At 51.2% G+C, this 17,943-nt stretch carries 16 protein-coding genes and 1 riboswitch; of the genes, 2 read left to right on the forward strand and 14 right to left on the reverse strand.

The features are described 5' to 3' along the window. On the forward strand, nt 1–218 hold a 218-nt coding region (tnpA, locus tag BLT02_RS14275; protein WP_139187653.1), incomplete at its 5' end, for an IS200/IS605 family transposase. A gap of 207 nt (nt 219–425) precedes the next feature. On the opposite strand, the gene BLT02_RS14280 is transcribed toward tnpA, so the two are convergent. From BLT02_RS14280 to tenA, 3 genes are read right to left on the reverse strand one after another with little or no spacing between them, the layout of a single operon-like run. After that, nucleotides 426–1,184 carry an ABC transporter permease gene (locus BLT02_RS14280; RefSeq protein ID WP_092996973.1) on the reverse strand — a complete coding sequence of 253 codons (759 nt, stop codon included), beginning with the start codon at nt 1,182–1,184 and terminating at the stop codon, nt 426–428. 50 nt (nt 1,185–1,234) lie between these two features. Beyond that, nucleotides 1,235–2,074 carry an ABC transporter ATP-binding protein gene (locus BLT02_RS14285; RefSeq protein ID WP_092996976.1) on the reverse strand — a complete coding sequence of 280 codons (840 nt, stop codon included), beginning with the start codon at nt 2,072–2,074 and terminating at the stop codon, nt 1,235–1,237. A 6-nt stretch (nt 2,075–2,080) separates the two neighbouring features. Beyond that, the gene (tenA, locus tag BLT02_RS14290) at nt 2,081–2,755 is read right to left on the reverse strand and encodes a thiaminase II (protein ID WP_092996978.1); all 675 of its coding nucleotides are present in this window, start codon (nt 2,753–2,755) and stop codon (nt 2,081–2,083) included. A 166-nt stretch (nt 2,756–2,921) separates the two neighbouring features. Then, nucleotides 2,922–3,030, reverse strand: a riboswitch (TPP riboswitch). Nucleotides 3,031–3,529: 499 nt separating this feature from the next. On the opposite strand from tenA, the gene BLT02_RS14295 reads away from it, so the two are divergent. Next, complete coding sequence (locus BLT02_RS14295; RefSeq protein ID WP_092996981.1) at nt 3,530–4,666, forward strand: DUF4317 domain-containing protein; 1,137 nt, start codon at nt 3,530–3,532, stop codon at nt 4,664–4,666. Between the two features lie 3 nt (nt 4,667–4,669). Here BLT02_RS14295 and BLT02_RS14300 read toward each other — a convergent pair whose 3' ends face one another. The 11 genes from BLT02_RS14300 to BLT02_RS14350 form a co-directional block, all read right to left on the reverse strand. Beyond that, nucleotides 4,670–6,430: a L,D-transpeptidase gene (locus tag BLT02_RS14300; protein ID WP_092996984.1), complete on the reverse strand. Its 1,761-nt coding sequence runs from the start codon at nt 6,428–6,430 to the stop codon at nt 4,670–4,672. A gap of 427 nt (nt 6,431–6,857) precedes the next feature. Further along, nucleotides 6,858–7,961, reverse strand: a complete 1,104-nt coding sequence (locus tag BLT02_RS14305; protein WP_092996986.1) for a PucR family transcriptional regulator — start codon at nt 7,959–7,961, stop codon at nt 6,858–6,860. Nucleotides 7,962–8,388: 427 nt separating this feature from the next. Continuing rightward, entirely contained in the window at nt 8,389–9,498 is a 1,110-nt protein-coding gene (ugpC, locus tag BLT02_RS14310; RefSeq protein WP_092996989.1) for an ABC transporter ATP-binding protein, read from the reverse strand. Nucleotides 9,499–9,947: 449 nt separating this feature from the next. Further along, nucleotides 9,948–10,661 carry a hypothetical protein gene (locus tag BLT02_RS14315; protein ID WP_092996992.1) on the reverse strand — a complete coding sequence of 238 codons (714 nt, stop codon included), beginning with the start codon at nt 10,659–10,661 and terminating at the stop codon, nt 9,948–9,950. Nucleotides 10,662–10,873: 212 nt separating this feature from the next. Continuing rightward, entirely contained in the window at nt 10,874–11,587 is a 714-nt protein-coding gene (locus BLT02_RS14320; RefSeq protein ID WP_092996994.1) for a hypothetical protein, read from the reverse strand. Between the two features lie 211 nt (nt 11,588–11,798). Further along, nucleotides 11,799–12,503, reverse strand: a complete 705-nt coding sequence (locus BLT02_RS14325; protein ID WP_092996997.1) for a YesL family protein — start codon at nt 12,501–12,503, stop codon at nt 11,799–11,801. Further along, nucleotides 12,503–13,129, reverse strand: coding sequence for an antitoxin (locus tag BLT02_RS17585; protein ID WP_092997000.1), 627 nt, complete (start codon nt 13,127–13,129; stop codon nt 12,503–12,505). The genes BLT02_RS14325 and BLT02_RS17585 overlap by 1 nt, the downstream gene beginning before the upstream one ends. After that, complete coding sequence (locus tag BLT02_RS14335) at nt 13,126–13,350, reverse strand: hypothetical protein (protein ID WP_092997003.1); 225 nt, start codon at nt 13,348–13,350, stop codon at nt 13,126–13,128. The genes BLT02_RS17585 and BLT02_RS14335 overlap by 4 nt, the downstream gene beginning before the upstream one ends. Further along, a complete protein-coding gene (gene metG / locus BLT02_RS14340; protein ID WP_092997006.1) occupies nt 13,350–15,440 on the reverse strand; it encodes a methionine--tRNA ligase in 2,091 nt (696 codons plus the stop codon). The genes BLT02_RS14335 and metG overlap by 1 nt, the downstream gene beginning before the upstream one ends. A gap of 239 nt (nt 15,441–15,679) precedes the next feature. Then, nucleotides 15,680–16,567 (reverse strand): methionyl aminopeptidase, encoded by an 888-nt coding sequence (locus tag BLT02_RS14345; RefSeq protein WP_092997009.1) that lies wholly within the window; start codon nt 16,565–16,567, stop codon nt 15,680–15,682. A 443-nt stretch (nt 16,568–17,010) separates the two neighbouring features. Next, a complete protein-coding gene (locus BLT02_RS14350) occupies nt 17,011–17,910 on the reverse strand; it encodes a signal peptidase I (RefSeq protein ID WP_092997012.1) in 900 nt (299 codons plus the stop codon). Between the last annotated feature and the right edge of the window lie 33 nt (nt 17,911–17,943).

The following is a 17,943-nucleotide window of genomic DNA, read 5'->3' on the forward strand; positions in this document are numbered from 1 at the left end:
ATGTCCATATCCTGTTTGAAGCTGACCCCTTTACCGCTCCCGGGAGTCTCGCCAACATAGTCAAGACGAAGACATCCCGGTTCGCGAGGAGGGAATACGGTGAGACTATCCTCAGGAAGTATTACTGGAAGCCTTTCTTCTGGTCGGACAGTTATTTTGTCACGACGGTCAGCGAGAATTCTCTCGCAGTGGTCCGGGATTACATCCGGAACCAGTAAGTTTCTTCTGGCATTCACCCACAACCATGCGGTGCAGCAGCTCCTATGGATGTGGTACTCTGCTGCTTCGCTTTATAGATATGCATGAACCTGTTGCAAATCCGCAAATATCCGTTTGCAAATATGTACGGACAAAACCTCACGTACTCCCCAGGCTGTAACTTTTATTTTTCGAGTTTACCGGGTATGGTACCTATTATATGGTACCTACTCATTCCTCCAGGTGATGACCCGCTTCTCAATGGCAGAGACAACTGCCACCAGCAGCATGGCCGCGATGGAAAGCAGCAGGATCGGTGCAAAAACACCTGCTCCATCCAGCTGGGTCATCATGCGGCGGCTGAAATACCCCAGACCGCTCTGGGCGCCCAGCCACTCCCCGATCGCCGCGCCGATGACGGAGAGCGGGACAGCCATTTTGAGCGCTGAGAAAAAACACGGAAGAACAGCGGGGAGTTTGAGTTTAAAAAACATCTGCCGGGTATCCGCCCCCATGCAGAACATCAGGTCTTTCATCTCTGTCCTGACGGAGCGGAAGCCGTCAAATACAGTGATCGTGACCGGAAAAAAAGTCATCAGCACGGTGACCAGCACTTTACTCCAGATCGTATAACCGAACCAGAGTACAAAAAGAGGGGCGAGCGCTGTCGTAGGGATCGTCTGGGAAGCGATCACAACGGGATACAGAGCTTTTTCCGCAATGGGGCTCGCGTCCATCAGGATCGCCAGCGCCATTCCCAGCACTATAGATATCATGAGCCCGATGACCACCACGGACATTGTGGCGGGCAGATGCGCCGTAAAAATCGGTCCGCGCAGATCCCACAGCCTCTGCACGACCTGAGCCGGCGATGGCATGATGTAAGCCGCATTCATCCCCATCGCGGCTATCTGCCAGAACATCAGAAGCGCAAAGACCAGCATTGCTGCAGGCAGATTTGCCCGGTTTGTATTTCCAGAAGACATTTCTCCTCCTCTATCTATCCCCCAGTTTTATCCCTGTTTTTAACCAGTCTCTATACCCCGGCCTTGAGGGGCAGGTCGATCTCCGTGTTCCTGAGTTTCCCGATCAGCTGTTCCTTCATGTCCTGTATTTCAGGTTTTTTCAGGTCTTCGATCGACCGGGGCACACCGAGCGGAATCTCCACGGAAGTCAGGGAAGTAATAGGACTCCTCTCCGCGACAAGTACACGGCCTGACAGAAAGATCGCTTCTTCTACATCGTGGGTGATAAAAAGGACTGTTTTCCGCTCTCTCTCCCACTGCTCCAGAAGCCATTCCCGCATCTCGATACGGGTCAGATAATCCAGCGCCGAAAAGGGCTCATCCAGGAGCAGCAGTTCCGCGCCGGTCAGGAGTGTCCTGGCAAAGGCCGCGCGCTGGCGCATGCCTCCGGACAGTTCGGAGGGACGCTTGTCTCCTTTTCCGGCAAGTCCCACATCCTTAAGGGCTTTCTGCGCTCTCCTGTGCTGTTCCTCTCTGGAAATACCCCCCTGAAGTTCCATGGGCAGACAGATGTTCTCCTCCACTGTTCTCCAGGGAAAAAGGAGGTCCTGCTGCGGCATGTATCCACAGACAGGGATGTTTCCCCGGGTCTTATCCCGGGGCTTCTCCGGGCTTTTCTCTTTTCCGGAATCTGCCGCAGGCTTCCCGGCGACCCTCCTCCCTGCCACCAGGATCTCTCCCTTTTCCGGCACCAGAAGGCGGTTGATCAGTCTGAAGATCGTACTCTTGCCGCAGCCGGAAGCACCGATGATGGAGATGAATTCGCCCCTGTCCACATGGAAGCTCAGGTGATCGATGATCGGCTTTTCTTCCACGGGAAACTGGAAGACCACATCTTTAAAGTCCAGCATTTACGATCACCCCCGGATTTCCCATGCCATATCCCAGAAAGACATCTCATAGCGGGAACATATATGGAAGATCTCCTCCAGATGCCTGAGCTGTGGCTCATTCATATTTTCACACAAACGTTCAGTCAGTGCGATCAGCTCCTCATTTGCTTCATGATACTCCTCACAGGCATAGCCTTTGACCCACTCTCCATAGAAGGGATGCCTGTCCGCCTCCGGATATTTCTCCAGCATCCTGCGGGCAATATGCTCATAGCTCAGGGCGCAGGAAAGGATAGAAACCGCGATCTGGGCCGCACCCTCCTCATAGCCCACCTGCAGCATGTAGGCTGTATAAGAACGGTTGTCCAGAGCTGTCTGCGCTTTCTCCGCATCGGCAAGGCTGATCCCCAGGCGGGCCATATACCCGCGGTGGATATCCATCTCCCCGTCCAGGATTTGCTTTACATATCCCGCAAACAGACGCATACTCTCCAGGTCCTTCGCTTTGGCCACGCCGAGGGCGAACACCTTTGCGTATTCGATCAGATACAGATAATCCTGTATCATATAGAAGCGGAATTTCTCCCGGTCGAGGGTGCCGTCCGCAATTCCCTGCACAAAAGGGTGCTCCAGATAGGCATCCCAGAGATCCCTGCTGCCATCCAGCAGACGCTGCGTCACTTTTCTTTGATCACTCATTTCCTGCTCCCCTCCTGTATTTTTCAGCTCCCTGCCTGAATTTTTCCGTTTCATGTAAAAAACAGGTCCCTTCATCCGAAGGAACCTGCTGTTTCTGAACCGCTTTGTGCTGAACGTATTTTTGCACTGCCTGTGTACCGCCTGTTAAAAGATGAATCTGCATCAGGCTGCGCTCTCTCGATTCCTACGCCGGCATTATCCGGATCAGGTTCCATGGTATCAGAGATCAATTACTCTGTCTCAGCCGGGATGACCCAGCCCCCAAAAACGATAAACGAATATACAAATATTAATCCCTGACCAGCAAACTGTCAACCTCAAAAGGCGATCTATCAACTCTATAAGCTCTTCCGGGTTACCGTACAGATCCCCTCGAAATTCGAGGCGTTTTTCGCGGGTTTTTCGCGAAAAAACCGAGTAGAACGGCGTTCGCCCCATTCGCGAAGCGAATTCAGCATGGGCGAACGCAAGTTACTGCATTGCGAAGCAATGATTCCGCCCCTCGAGGGGGCGTGTACAGTAACCTTCCGGCGCTTGTTTCCCTGGCCCCCCTGGCTCCCTTCAGGCAGGCTGTAACCCTCTTCCCGGAGCCCGTTCAGGGTGTTGAAGCGCAGTTTCCGAGTGCTGTTCCGGGGACTGTTCTCCGTACTGTTCCGGGGCTTTCCCGGAGTCGTCACCCCCTCCCCTTGCACCCTTGGAAAGATTCTGCTATCATCGGAAAGCCGAAGAAAAAATAGATCATCCGTAATAATCCACACACCAGGAGGCATATATTTGGACAAGAAAGCGATTGCGGAAATCCGCAGACTGATGACACTGAAAAACTGCCGGATCGACAAGATCAGGGGCTGTTATGTCAATGAAAACCGGGAGATCGTAACAGAACTGAGAGAGACTTTTCTCGCTCTTGAGGAGGAGACTGTAGAAAAATACTGTGAGATCTTCCGTCAGACACTGGGCGGGAAACCGGGAAGGAACCTGTTCAATCTGGAATTCCCGCTGGAGGAAGAGGCTCCCGGAGGAAAGCAGGACATGCTGTACCGCCTGCAGCAGTCTGAGCTGGAGGACACCACCCTGCTCCGGGCATTTTATGACCAGGTGATCGAGACCACGCAGTTTCCGGACAAATATCTCATCCTTCTTGCACACGGAGTGTATGACATTCCAGGGCGCACATCGGACGGGCTCGAAATGGACGATGCTTCCGATTATGTATACTCCTTTATCCTGTGCAGTCTCTGTCCGGTCATCCTCCTGAAAGAGGGGCTCTGCTACGATTCCGAGAAAAAAAGCTTTCTTGACCGGCGGAGCGACTGGTCTGTTCAGCGGCCCGACGCCGGCTTCCTGTTTCCTTCCTTCAACGACCGCTGCCCTGACATTCATCAGGCACTCTTTTTTGCCCGCCGGCCTGACGAGCTCCACGAAGAGATCCCTGCTCAGATTTTGGGATGCCCCATGCCGCTCGCCGAGGAAGACCAACGCGATGCCTTTAAAAACGTCGTGGAGACTGCCCTCGGAAGGGATTGCGATTTTGAAAATGTAAAAAATATCCACGAAGCTATCGGGCAGCTCGTGGAGGAACAAAAAGACAGCGGCGAGCCTGTTCAGATTGAAAAGGTACAGCTGCGCCGCATTCTGTATGAAAACGGGGCATCGCAGGAGTCTCTGGACACCTTTGACGATGCCTTTGATTCTGCCGTCGGCAATGGCGGCACCCTGGCAGCGGAGAACGCCGCTGACACCTCCAGACTGGAGATCAAGGCAGGGAGCCTGCGCATCACCGTCAAAGCCGATATGGCGGACATGATCCAGACACGCTTCATAGATGGAGTAGAATATCTCACCATCCCCGTTGCGAACGATATCGAGGTGAACGGGATCCGGATCCTTCAGTCCCGGAAGGACAAATAAGCGTCAGTAAATCACAATGGCGGTCCCGGGGACAATATTGTTATAGAGGGTCTCTGCGACGTCAGGAGGGAGATTGACACAGCCGTGGGAGCCGTCTCCTTTGTACTCATCTCCTCCAAAAACGGTCTTCCACCAGGCGTCATGCAGGCCCTGGCCCTCATAGAAAGGCATCCAGTATTTGACTTCGGTCTCGTACTTGTCCTTGCCTGTACCGCCGCGGAGAATGGAAGGGCTTTCCTTGAACGCCAGGGGAAAGACTCCGCTGGCTGTCCCGAGGTTTTTGGTGACATCCCCGGTGACAACATCGCTCTCCACGATCAGCTGCCAGTTGCGGTAATACCACATATGCTGGGAGTAGATACTGACCTCGACATAAGTGCCGTTCAGGTCGTCCATGCCGTTTCTGCTCAGGAACAAAGGGCATCCCCAGTCATTGTAGTACATGTATACCGGCTCTCTCTGCACCTTCTGGCCGGAGAGGATGTCCGCCTTGAGCTGCTCAAACTCCGCGTCCTCGAGAATAGTATAGCCGTACTCATTCATGCCGGGTGTAAATGTGACAGCTCCGCCCCAGGTCGTGTAAAAAACCCGGTCCCTGTAGCGTGTGGAGTATCTCTGCGCCAGGTCCTCTACATAGGCCCGCACTTCATCCTCGCGGACGACAGCCTCACCGTCCTTTACCCTGATCCAGTTCATGATCGTCTTGAAGTCGACCGTCTCCGACTCTCCCCCGAACAGATAAGTGACACTTTCTCCTGCCAGCTGATTGAGAACCTTGCACTTTGTTTTGAAATCCGCGTTCTCAACCGTCTTATCAGGCGGGATATAGATCGAAGCCGGGATCGTGAGTGTGATCCTGTAGGGCCCGGTTTTTTTGGCAGTTTTTTGGGCGTTTTTATCAGCGCTTTTTAAACTGCCTTTTTTGTCATCTTTTTCAGCGCGGGGAAGGGCTTCGATCAGAGCCGGTACTGCTGCAGGTTCGACAGTCTTGTCTTTACTGTCTCCTGTATCTTCTTTGCCTTCTTTACCTTTTTTATCTTCTTTACCTTTATTGTCTTCTTTACCTTTATTATCTGCTTTGTCTTGCTTGTCTTCCTTTTCCTCCGCCTGTTCTTCTCCCGTCAGGAGGGCATCGATCTCACCGCGCATCCAGTTCCTGAGATCCCTGTCATGGAATCTCGTGCCCTGTACTTCGGGCACGATCCTGCATTTCTCCTCTTCCTCATAATAGAGAATCTTTGCGTTTTTGTTTTCCTTTCTGGGTTCAGAGAGCGCATTCTTCCCGACCGCGTTTTTAAAAACGGTCTCATCTACTGTAAAGGGAATATTCTGGGTAAAAGAATTCCCGTACATCATCTCTGTGACCACACTCCGGAAATCGGACTTCTCTTTCTCCATATCCCTGGTCAGGCTGGCCTCTATTGTCTCTCGATCCGGTTGATAGCCCAGATCTGCGATGGGAAGGCTCAGGACCACTTTGCCCTCCTCCATCAGGACGACTTCGCCGTTGAGAAAGGTCTTTACAAGGCTGTCTGTCACTTCGGCAGGGGTTTTCCCCGCCACACTCCTGCCGTTCACACGCGTCTTTTCCAAAAAGCCCACGCTGTCCTGTTTTGAGCGCATAAACAAAAAGCCCGATCCGCCCACTGCGGCGGCGAGAGCCAGCAAAGTGATCAATATACATCCAATGAGAATCTTCAGAGCACGAAGTACACCGTTTTTACCCCCGGTGCCCGGTGTCTGCTCGCGCATTTTAATGCTCATAAACTGTCCATTCCTCTGTCAGGTACTGCAAAATCAAATTCTCCCTTAATGTGAAGATGTGCCAGAGGGAATCCCCTCTGACACACCCGGGCCCCCCGGCGCACCTCATGGTGCACCCCAAAGCCCCCCTTGGCATACCAATGATTATAGCACCTCCCAATGATCATGGACAATGGATAAGCAGACATTTGGAATGTTTTGGATCTTTTATACGATTTGTAACAGGAGAATCCGCAAGATTACCGGCATGCCTTCGAGAGGAGTGCCAGTAACCGATTTGGCCCGTCATATGCCTCTCGGGAGGCGTGATCAGTAAACCATTGGGTCCATCATATGCCCTCTCGGGCGGGCGTGATCAGTAAGCCATTCGGTCCATCATATGCCTCTCGGGCAGGCGTGATCAGTAACCGCTCAGCAGCACACCCGGTCAGCCTTTTCTTTCCAGGAATTTCATATATTCGCTGACCATGATCGCAATGCGGAAAGTCATTGCGTCGTCAAAGGTCCGGATGTCGAGGCCTGTCTCCCTCTGCAGTTTTTCCATGCGGTACACAAGGGTATTGCGATGGACAAACAATTTGCGGGAGGTCTCGGACACATTCAGATTATTTTCAAAAAAAGTCTGGATCGTGGCGAGTGTTTCCTGGTCGATTAATGACGGATCGTACTCCCCGAAGATCTCGTGAAGGAACATACTGCACAGATTGACGGGGAGCTGATAGATCAGCCTGCCGATCCCCAGCTCATTGTAGGACAGGATCTTTCTGCCGGCATAAAAAATCCTGCCGACATCCATCGCCATACGGGCTTCCTTATACGACTTTGAGAGATCCTTCAGCTCTGTGACGATCGTGCCATAGGCGGCAGAGGCGCGGACCATGGCTTCGGTCTCCAGCATATCGACCGCTGTGACCGCACACTGCTCGAGAGCTTCGTAGTCGTCCTCCGAAGTCAGAGATTTGATGAGGATCACACTGTTCTCCTCCACCTGGGTCAGATAGCTGCCTCCCTGCGAAACAAAAAGCCCCGTCAAAAGCTGAGCTGCAGCGGTTTCCGCCTCATTTCCCCCGCTCTTACCCGGATCGATGTCAAAAACAATGATAGCCCTGGGCTCCAGATTTGTTATGTGCAGTTTTCTCGCCCGATTGTAGATATCCACCTTCAACAGGTTGTCGAGCAGGAGGTTCTGGAAGAAATTCCCCCTGTCAAGACGATCCTTATAAAGAGCGATCATGCTCTGGAGCTGCGAAGCGACCATTTTGGCCGCCATAAGAGCATAGTCTCTGCTGCCTGACGCTGTCAGAATATAAAAAGGATCTGAATCATCCAGGACTTTGAGCAGATAACTCGTCCCCATGATCTGACTGTCTGCTGCGGATCGCGCAAATACAGACACGATCTCCGCGTCAGGCACCTCCATGCCGGCTGTCGCGGCAATAGTGTTTCCGTTCAGGTCCTGTACACTGAACTCCATATGTGTGATCGCGCCCATGTCCTCCAGGCACTTTTTGATTATCTGCGAGGTGATCATAATATTCTAAATCCTGTCCCTGTTCCCTTGCGTTCAGTACCGCATCCGTGCGCATCCTCGCGGAACGTTTATTCTTCATCACGGGATTGCAGCCACGATGAAGCGAGTTCCCCTTTTGAGCGTGTATTCCGCGACTGAAGTCACGGTCACTACGCGATGAAGCAAGTCTCCCTTTTTGCGCGTGTATTCCGCGACTGAAGTCACGGTCACTACGCGATGAAGCAAGTCTCCCTTTTTGCGCGCGTATTCCGCGACTGAAGTCACGGTCACTACGCGATGAAAATTAAAGGCAGTGCAGAGCCGACCGGCCCGCACTGCCTAATAGTACATTTTTAATGCTCCTGGCGCAAGTTTGAATCCTTTACAGTGCAACTGCAAAAAAGATATTGGTCCTGCGGTAATTCTTTAAGTGAGTAGAAAGCAGTTATCAGTTTGCGATGACCAGCTCGGTCTCTTTATCAAAGATATGGATCTTCTTGGTATCAAAGGTAAATGTCATATCCTTGCCGGGACGGATCTTTGTTTCAGGCTCAACACGTGCGGTCACGGCATTGCCGACAACATCGAAATACAGGAAGACTTCTGCGCCGAGAAGTTCGTAGACGTTGCAGGTCGCGTTGAACTTGTACGCAGCCTTCTCCAGAGCCTCGGGGGATGCCAGGATATCCTCGGGACGGATGCCCAGGATGACAGTCTTGCCGTTGTAATTGCCGTCGATGACCGGTTTTGCCTTGTCGGCGGGAAGCTCAATGCTCTGGCCGTCGAGTTCAAGGTAAGCCTTGCCGCCGGCAACCTTCGCGCTCGCATCCAGGAAGTTCATCTGAGGTGATCCCATGAATCCTGCGACGAAGAGGTTGCAGGGATTGTCATAGAGGTTCTGCGGGGAGTCGATCTGCTGGACAACGCCGTCCTTCATGACGACGATCCTGGTGCCCAGTGTCATGGCTTCTGTCTGGTCATGGGTGACGTAGATGATCGTGGTGCCCAGTCTCTGGTGGAGTTTGGCGATCTCGGTTCTCATCTGGACACGGAGCTTGGCATCCAGGTTGGACAGAGGCTCGTCCATGAGGAAGACCTTGGGGCTTCTGACGATGGCACGGCCCATGGCGACACGCTGTCTCTGACCGCCGGAAAGTGCCTTCGGCTTACGGTCAAGCAGATGGGACAGGTCGAGGATCTTGGCTGCTTCCCTGACTGCCTTGTCGATCTCATCCTTCGGAACCTTGCGGAGCTTCAGACCGAATGCCATGTTGTCATAGACAGACATATGGGGATACAGAGCATAGTTCTGGAAAACCATGGCGATATCTCTGTCTTTGGGCTCTACATCATTCATGCGTTTGCCATCGATCAGGAAATCGCCGGAAGAGATATCTTCAAGACCTGCGATCATACGAAGCGTTGTGGATTTGCCGCAGCCGGAAGGACCGACGAAGATGATGAATTCTTTGTCAGCGATTTCCATATTGAAATCCTTGACTGCATGGAAACCATTGGGATATTTCTTGTTTACATTCTTAAGCGATAAGCTGGCCATTCTGTTCCTCCTCTTTCATACTCCTGTTTCTGGTGTTATTTTTTTTATCTTTGCTTCCCTTCCGGCACGGTCTCAGACGCTTCTCCCGGTCTGAACCCTCTGCCGGTCATGTGTAATGTATGTATAAAAAAGTATAAAGGAACAAAGGCTCTCCCGCCATGGCACGTCTCCACAAAAAAAAAGAGCGATTTCCGGCTCTCCTGTAGACAGAACAAAATGACGGTCTGTCAGGACCGTCATTTTGCATAGCTTTTTATTTAATTTTCGTCATTCTGTCAAACTCCTGCATACGAAACGTATACGAGGGATGGATCCGAAAAACTGCAGAATAATGATGACAAATGAAAAGTCCCTGATCCCGGGAATTTCAAGCAAGCTTCCCTTTTTGCGCGAGTATCCCACGACTGAAGTCGCGGGTATTGGGCGATGAAGAATAAATCTTCAGATTCTCAATACCTGTAGAACCAGAAATAACCGGAATAGTAGGTGCTGCTGGGCATCGGAACAGTGCAGAAGACGCCGTTGCGTTTACGCCTGGTGACAAGCCTGAAATAATAATTTGTATAGGTCTTCAGCTTTCCGCCCGCATATTTGCTGATCACTGCCGTGTTTGCAGTCGCCTTTGCCGCTGTGGACTGATTCCATCTCCAGGATGACCTGGGATTTGTCGTAAGGAAAACATTGTATCCGTCACTGCCGTAGATGACATTCCATCTCAGGCGCTCTTTGGGACTCGAGGCTGTTGAGCTCACAAGGCTTCCGCTGATGGAGGACGGCGAAGGCGTGATAAACGCGATATTGGACCAGGGGCCATAGGACCTCTTGCCCCTTACCCATCTGAATGCCCTGACCTTTACCATGGAAACATGGTTGTTGGGAGCATTAGAGACATATACGCCATAGGAATTAGAAGCGTGATAAGAATATTTCGCATGACTTCCGTCAGTCCAGCTCCAGACTGTCTGATATCCATCGGCACCGGATACCTGGTTCCAATAGATATAGCAGTTTGTGAAGCTCGTACCCCAGCTGACAAATCTGCAGTTGCGCGGGGTGCCGATAGCTGCTTCCGCATTTGTGACAGAGAAAGTGCCTGCAAGAAGCATCGCTGCGATCGCAGCCGCGACAAAACGTGCAATAAAACCTGACCTGTTTTTCTTCATGGTTTCCCCCTTTAAAAATGTTGAGTAGAACAATTATCGCGTATATTATTACACATTCCGGTCATCATATTCAAGTTAGAATGTAAACGGGCGGGAAACTCTCTGCAGAAATGCCGCCCGTTTCTGTTCTTTCCGTATCATATCAGAATCTGATGCGGGAAAATGGATCCGATCATAATGGCTGATATAATTAAATTAGTGAATTCGTATCATTATTTATAGAAATTGAACCATCCAGAATAATAGCTGTTGCTGGGCATCGGCACAGTGCAGAAAACACCGTTGCGGCGGCGTCTGGTGACGATTTTGAAGTAATACCTGGTATAGAGTTTCAGCCTGCCTCCGGAATATTTACTGATCACTGCTGAATTTGCAGTCGCCTTTGCCGCTGTGGACTGATTCCATCTCCATGTCCCATGGGGATTGGTCGTCACGAAAATGTTATATCCGTCACTTCCGTAAATTGTGTTCCATTTCAGTCTCGCTTCAGGATGTTTAGCCGTCGCGCTCACAATTCCTACCTTGATCGAAACCGGTGAAGGAGTGATAAAGGCAAGGTTGGACCATGAGCTGTAGACCTTTCCGCCGGCGAGCCAAAGAAATGATCTGACCTTGATCATGTAGACATGGTCTCTGGCTGGTAACTTGAAACGCGCACCGACAACATCATAATTGAAGGAAGAATACTGAGCCTTTGTTCCGTTCGTCAGGCTCAGGCATGTCTGATATCCATCACAGTCTTTTACAGGATTCCATCGAATGTCAAAGGATGAAAAATCGGATGAGCCCCAGCGGACAAACCTGCAGTTGGCGGGAATTCTGCTCGCCGCTTCCGCATTTGTTACAGAAAATGTGCCCACAAAAAGCATCGCTGCAATCGCAGCGGCAACCAAGCGGAACAAGAATCCGAATCTTCTGTTTTTCATAAAATCCCCTCCTAAATTTAATGTATTCTGAAAACAAACGGATCCATTGCATATATTGTAACACTATATCATTCCATTGTTCAAGTTACTGCATTAAGCAAATCAGCCGTCACCGGTCATCGATTAAAATAATCCGTTAACAAAAAATGTTAAAAAATATGTTAAAAAGATATCCTGATGCCCCGTTGAAAACATTCCCCTGTCTGCGGATTTAATTCTGATTCCAATGCTTATGTCCCGGAGAGGTCTCAGAGAAATCTGGCGCAGAATCCGGGAAATCCGGGGCTTCCCCTGCCACGTCACACTCAAGTCTTTTAAAAATGCCATTATAAACCATGGCGCACAGCCACCCAGGGCCGGTCAGTCCAAACAATATGAGCAGCGGCAGCAGAGGTGTGAAGAGATATACCATAAACGGAAACAAAACTGTCACCACTGCCATGGCCAGCGTCCGCGGAAAATAGGCAGCTGCGATCTTAGCGCTGTTGGCTATCGTACCGGCCACCGTATTATGGAATCTCGACAGCAGCGGAAAGACATGCAGATACATCAAAAAAGCATATCCGCCTCCGGCGATCAGCAGAGCCCGGACAACAAAGGGAAGCTGCAGGGTGGAGCTCCCGCCGCCCCCTGTCAGATAAATATCCAAAAAGAAGATTCCCAGAAACAAAAGAAACAGGATCCAGATTATTGTTGCCTGCAGGAAATTTTCTTTAAAGGATTTGAAATAGCTTTTCACTATGTAGCCTTCTTCGCGTCTTACCATCTTGAGAAGGACATAGTGCATACCTGTCAAGGCAGCTCCGATCGTGATCACCGGCAGACAGCAGACCAGGGTCACCAGATTCAGAATCATCAGATCCGAAATCGTGGAAAGAGCTTCCATAAAACGGCTTTCAGGATTAAATAGTTTCATTATTTTTGATCAATCTCCTGTGTGATATTTTCCCTGGCATCATCCACAGCCCGGTCGATCTGTTCCTGGGCTGCTTCCCCGAGTTTTTTCTTTGCCTGGTCAGCGGCTTTATCAATCTGCTTCTCAGCCTCCTCCTCGAGCTTATTCCTGATCCTGTCGATTTCCCCGGTGCCGCCTCGGGCGCTGTTCTCTGCTGTGTCCTTCGTTTCGCCCCGTTTCCTGTTTCTGCCGACAAAATCCCGGAAACGCTGCAAGAGCTTTTCCGGTGAGATTCCCAGCTCATCCATAGTCTTTAAAGCCTCCCGAAGCTTTTCCTTCTCCGCCTCCGGCTCGATATGGATATCCGGAATTTTTATGTTTTCCGGAATCTTCGGCAAACGAATATCGGGAAGACGGGGGGCGGCATATTCCGGATGTACAGACGGAGCATCGGGGATGTCATTAACTGGCTTTTCAATCGAACGTTGAGGCGCATTGGATTCCGGTTTCATAAACCGGGTATGGGAAACAACACCCTCCGCCGCAGAGGCGGAAGGTGCTGCATAAATCCTTGCGGGAATCATCATGACAAACAAGCAGAGCACTGTTAATGACAGACGGCCTTTCAGCCGATAGCTTTTTTTCATGCGCTTATTCTCTCTGATTTTTTATGAAAAGATATTATGAAATATTCTTTCTTTTTTGTTTCCGTGTCTGTCCGACTTGTCCTGACACCTGATTTCTGTTCTAATCCGGGTGTTGATTTCAGCATTGACAGAAAATCTTCTCTCTCAGCCGATCTCGGCGCCGGCGGGAATATCTTTTCCCGCCAGCCAATCTCTGCCCCGGCAGGAATATCTTTTCCCATCAGCCGATCTCGGCGCCGGCGGGAATATCTTTTCCCGCTTCGGGAGTCATGAGGGCAAGGCTTCCGTCGGGTGCTTCGGCACAGAGGAGCATGCCTTCAGACATGAGGCCTGCGAGCTTGGCGGGCTTGAGGTTGGTGATGACCATGACCTTTTTGCCTACCATTTCTTCAGGAGTGTAGTATTTACGGATGCCGGAGACGATCTGGCGGACCTCCGCGCCGATCTTCACCTGAGAGCAGAGGAGTTTTTTGGACTTTTTGACTGCTTCGCAGGCAATGACCTCTCCGACCTGGAACTGGCATTTGGCAAAGTCATCGATCGTAATCTCGGGCTTTTTCTCGATCTCAGGCACTGCCTCTGCTTCTTTCTCAGCTTCAGAGGAAGCCTGGGCGTCTTTTGCGGCAGTCCCGTTTTCGGCGGCATCAGCAGCGGCTTCAGCAAGGGCTGCGGCGCGCTGTTTTTCCATGATGACTTCAACCTTCTTCATGACCTCTTTCTGGTCAAGGCGGGCAAAGAGGATCTCCGGCTTATCCGTGACGGTGAAAGTGTCACCTTCAGCAGTGCCAAAGGAGCCGAGAGTCTCGAAATCGCGGATATGAGTGCCCAGCATCTTTACAGTCTTTTCCGCAGTCGTGGGCATGAAGGGCGCCAGCAGGGAGACTCCCATGGTGATTCCTTCCACCAGGTTGTAGAGGACTGTGGACAGACGGTCCTTTTTGGCCTCATCGCGGCCCAGGATCCACGGCTCTGTCTCATCGATATATTTGTTGAGACGCTTAAAGATGGAGAAGATCTCTGTCAGGGCATCCGCCGCGCGCAGCTCATCCATCTTCTTTTCGACTTTTTCATAGGCGGAGGTGACAACAGCCTTGAGGTCGGCATCGACAGTCTGCGCCTTTTCGATCTCTTCGGGAGTAAGAAGCCCCGCGACTGATGCCGGAACTGTCCCGCAATCCTTCACAGTGCCGCCCAGGTACTTGTTGGACATGGCGATCGTGCGGTTGACAAGGTTGCCGAGGGTGTTGGCCAGATCGGAGTTGATCCTCTCCGCAACAAGCTCCCAGGTGATCACGCCGTCATTCTCATAAGGCATCTCGTGCACGACGAAATAGCGGACAGCGTCAACGCCGAAGATGTCCACGAGATCGTCCGCGTAGATGACATTGCCCTTGGTCTTGGACATCTTTTCACCGCCCTGCAGCAGCCAGGGGTGGCCGAAGACCTGTTTGGGAAGCGGCACGCCCAGAGCCATCAGGAAGATAGGCCAGTAGATGGTGTGGAAACGGACGATGTCCTTGCCGATCAGATGAAGGTCGGCGGGCCAGTACTTATCAAAGAGCGGATCACTGTTGCCGTCGGCATCGTAGCCCAGGCCGGTGATATAGTTGCTCAGCGCATCGAGCCACACATAGACGACGTGCCCGGGCGCAAAATCGACCGGGATGCCCCAGGAGAAGGAGGAGCGGGAGACGCACAGGTCCTGCAGACCGGGCAACAGGAAGTTGTTCATCATCTCATTCTTGCGGGAAACGGGCTGAATGAACTCGGGATGCGTATTGATATGCTCGATCAGGCGGTCCGCATATTTTTTCATACGGAAGAAATAGGCGTCCTCCTGAGCCTGGTGGACAGGATTGCCGCAGACGGGACACTTACCCTCTTCCTCGATCTGAGAAGGAGTATAAAAAGCCTCACACTCCTGGCAGTACATACCGCTGTAGTGGCCGAGATAAATGTCACCCTGATCATAGAGCTTTTTAAAGATCTTCTGGATCTGACGCTCGTGGTCGGGATCCGTCGTGCGGATAAAACGGTCATAAGACGTATCCATGAGATCCCAGAGCCTCTTTATCTCAGCCGCGACCTCATCTACAAACTCCTTGGGACTCTTACCCGCGCGGGCAGCCCTGGACTCGATCTTCTGCCCGTGTTCATCCGAACCTGTCATAAAACGCACATCGAAGCCATCCGCCCTTTTGTATCGCGCGATGCAGTCCGCGAGGACGATCTCATAGCTGTTCCCGATATGGGGCTTGCCGGATGTGTAGGCGATCGCTGTAGTAATGTAATACTTTCCTTTATTTTGCATAACCTGTTTCCTCCCTTTCCAGCCGCCGGACAGATCCTCTCATCCTCCGGACAGCCAGCAATTATCCTGTTTTATCTGAAGTGTCACAAGACACGGTACTTCTATACTTATATATAACTTATATATACAATTAAATATACTGTTTTACCAGCACAGCACCTCATGGCCTGTCTCAGTAACAAGCAACTGGATCTCCCACTGTGCGGAGGGTGAACACTCCGCACTGGCGAAGGCTGTGTCTACCAGCACAATACCTCGTGCCCGGAATCTGTTACCAAGACCTGGATCTCCCACTGTGCGGAGGGTTTGTGGTCCTGCGTATAGATGGTCCATCCGTTTTTCTCATCCTGATAGATCCTGTCTGTCCCCATATTTACCATGGGCTCTATGGTAAACACCATTCCGGGTACCATCAGCATCTCGGTGCCGGGTTCGGAGACGTAGCTCACAAAAGGATCCTCGTGGAACTCCAGACCGATGCCGTGCCCTCCGATCTCGCGGACAACGGAGTAGCCGTTTTTGACTGCGTGCTCATGGACCTTGCTGCCCATGTCTCCGAGAAAAGTCCAGGGAATGACAGCATCCAGGCCGATCTGAACGCATTCCTTAGTGACCTCTACCAGCCGGCGCTTCTCATCGGAGACATCGCCAATACAGTACATTCGGGAAGAGTCTGAAAAATACCCGTCCAGGATAGTCGAACAGTCTACATTGATGATATCGCCGTTTTTGAGGATATGCTTATTGTCCGGAATCCCGTGGCAGACTTCCTCATTAATTGAAGTGCAGACACTTTTGGGAAAGCCCTCGTAGTGAAGCGGAGCAGGAATGCCTCCCATTCGTACGGTCGTATCGTACACAATTCGGTCAATGTCTTCTGTCGGCATATCCGCGCCAATCTCTTTGGCGACGGCGTCCAGGCAGGCCATATTGATCTCCGCGCTCCTCTTGATCCCATCGATCATCTCTCTGTTTTTGATCAGACTCCTGTCCGGTACGATTGCGCCCGCTATCTGCATTTTCCGCAGTCTTTCATCGAATCGCATATGACAAGTCTTGTACTTACGGCCGCTCCCGCACCAGCAGGGATCATTTCGCTCTATTTTGTGCTTTCCTAAATGTAACATGTGCCTACAGTCCTCTCTATGTAAATACCCGTATAATCTCCGGTTGAACTTTACAGTAAGTTATAGAATACCATTTTCCTGCCAAACCGTCTACCTTATGAAGCGTAAGTTCACAAAACGGTTTCACAAACGGTTTCATAAACGTTTTCACAAACTTCACAAAACGTGTTATCAAAAGGCTCTGAGACCACGGCCTGAGTACAATCTGAAAACAGTATAAAAATATATGCGGCTGGTCTGCAAAGCAACAGCCCGGAAACGCCTCTGTCCTGGCTTTTCCGGGCAAAATGTGAACGTAGACCGGCATAGCAGAAATCTGACGGTCTTTTTATTCTTCATCGCGCTATACCCGTGACTCCAGTCATGGGGTACGCGCGCAAAAAAGGGAAACATACTTCATCACGGGTACAATCTCCCTGCCGTCGTTTTTCTTTGTCTCGCTCCTATTCAGTCTCTTTCTTTACGGAATCTTCTTCCAGCTGCTGGCCAGGCTCTTTGGCCGTCTGGTCTCCGGACTGTTCTTCCGACTGCGGGCCAGGCTCTTTGGCCGTCTGGTCTCCGGACTGTTCTTCCGACTGCGGGCCAGGCTCTTTGGCCGGCTGGTCTCCGGACTGTTCTTCCGGCTGGTCTCCAGACTTTTTATCCGGGTGTTGTTCCGGTTCTTTATCCTTCTTGTTTACAGGTTCTGGATCCGGCTGTTTTCCGGACTGTGCGATCCGGTTCTGGATCTCGGCGAGCTCCTTTTCACGGATGCTTTCTTCAATGGCTTCATCCTCGATCGCGTCGCTGAACCTAGAGGAAAGAATATTGAGGATAGCTCCGCAGGCGGCAAAGCAGATCATGCAGAGACGGCCCAAAGTACTTCCAAACAGGATCATAAGCTGTCCCAGGATCGGGATATGGCGGACCACGATACCAATCAGATTAGCGTAAGGCACTTCATTCATGTCTTCTGACGGGTTCGCGTCTCCCTTGGTCGTAAAAGTACCTTCAACGATCTTATTGTCGACAACGCGGTGCATAACAATACTCTCGCCGCTCTGGAAGGCTATGATATCTCCCTTTTTGATACTTGAAGGTTCTGCTTCTTTAACATAGATGATACTGCCGACCGGAACCGTTGGTTCCATGGATCCACTGACAACATCATAGATCTGATAGCCCATATACTGCGGTACCGTCAGCGGCAGAGCCGCCGCGATGACGGTCAGGAGCATGAGCGTTCCGACCAGACTGCAAAAAGCAGGCATATAAACCAACAAACCGCGCCGTCTTTTTGGCGCGGAATATTCGTTACTGCCCGCTGCCCTTTTTTTATTGTTTTTTGCTTTCTTTTTTGCCATGCCAGCTTCCCCATGCTGTCAGATAAAAGGCAG

This window comes from Sarcina sp. DSM 11001, from assembly GCF_900101015.1.
Taxonomy (GTDB): domain Bacteria; phylum Bacillota; class Clostridia; order Lachnospirales; family Lachnospiraceae; genus CAG-791.

Coding starts and splice junctions, on each gene's coding strand:
- BLT02_RS14280 (WP_092996973.1), bottom strand. CDS start 1,184: ATGTCTTCTGGAAATACAAACCGGGCAAATCTGCCTGCAGCAATGCTG.
- BLT02_RS14285 (WP_092996976.1), bottom strand. CDS start 2,074: ATGCTGGACTTTAAAGATGTGGTCTTCCAGTTTCCCGTGGAAGAAAAG.
- tenA (WP_092996978.1), bottom strand. CDS start 2,755: ATGAGTGATCAAAGAAAAGTGACGCAGCGTCTGCTGGATGGCAGCAGG.
- BLT02_RS14300 (WP_092996984.1), bottom strand. CDS start 6,430: ATGAGCATTAAAATGCGCGAGCAGACACCGGGCACCGGGGGTAAAAAC.
- BLT02_RS14305 (WP_092996986.1), bottom strand. CDS start 7,961: ATGATCACCTCGCAGATAATCAAAAAGTGCCTGGAGGACATGGGCGCG.
- ugpC (WP_092996989.1), bottom strand. CDS start 9,498: ATGGCCAGCTTATCGCTTAAGAATGTAAACAAGAAATATCCCAATGGT.
- BLT02_RS14315 (WP_092996992.1), bottom strand. CDS start 10,661: ATGAAGAAAAACAGGTCAGGTTTTATTGCACGTTTTGTCGCGGCTGCG.
- BLT02_RS14320 (WP_092996994.1), bottom strand. CDS start 11,587: ATGAAAAACAGAAGATTCGGATTCTTGTTCCGCTTGGTTGCCGCTGCG.
- BLT02_RS14325 (WP_092996997.1), bottom strand. CDS start 12,503: ATGAAACTATTTAATCCTGAAAGCCGTTTTATGGAAGCTCTTTCCACG.
- BLT02_RS17585 (WP_092997000.1), bottom strand. CDS start 13,129: ATGAAAAAAAGCTATCGGCTGAAAGGCCGTCTGTCATTAACAGTGCTC.
- BLT02_RS14335 (WP_092997003.1), bottom strand. CDS start 13,350: ATGGGAAAAGATATTCCTGCCGGGGCAGAGATTGGCTGGCGGGAAAAG.
- metG (WP_092997006.1), bottom strand. CDS start 15,440: ATGCAAAATAAAGGAAAGTATTACATTACTACAGCGATCGCCTACACA.
- BLT02_RS14345 (WP_092997009.1), bottom strand. CDS start 16,567: ATGTTACATTTAGGAAAGCACAAAATAGAGCGAAATGATCCCTGCTGG.
- BLT02_RS14350 (WP_092997012.1), bottom strand. CDS start 17,910: ATGGCAAAAAAGAAAGCAAAAAACAATAAAAAAAGGGCAGCGGGCAGT.